At 60.1% G+C, this 336-nt stretch carries 1 pseudogene; it reads right to left on the reverse strand.

Annotation, left to right across the window (positions count from 1 at the left end):
* Nucleotides 1-225: pseudogene (locus tag B3873_RS08740) on the reverse strand (oxygenase); the annotation flags it as partial.
* Between the last annotated feature and the right edge of the window lie 111 nt (nucleotides 226-336).

The following is a 336-nucleotide window of genomic DNA, read 5'->3' on the forward strand; positions in this document are numbered from 1 at the left end:
AAACAGCAGGCGGTGCGCGGTATGGTTGAGGGCGTAGACGCGCACGTCCCAGCTGGCGGGATCGGGCGCGGTGGTCGCGGGCGGGGGAGCCAGCAGGGTCACCTTGAAGCCCGCCTGGGCCAGCCCCAGCGCCGCCGTCTTGCCGACCGCGCCGTCGCCGACGATGCAAATGTCAGTGCCAGCCGCAGCCGGCGAAGAAGTATGGGTGTGTGCTTGGGTAGTCATGCTGGCGATTATAAACGGGGTCGCGAAAACTATTTTTCAAAAAGGACTTGCATAATTTTTTAAAGTGTCTATACTTGTCCGTCTTGGCCTGGTAGCTCAGTTGGTAGAGCA

Origin of the sequence: Herbaspirillum sp. UBA812, assembly GCF_002296545.1 — a bacterium.
In the GTDB taxonomy this organism is placed as follows: domain Bacteria; phylum Pseudomonadota; class Gammaproteobacteria; order Burkholderiales; family Burkholderiaceae_D; genus Herbaspirillum; species Herbaspirillum huttiense.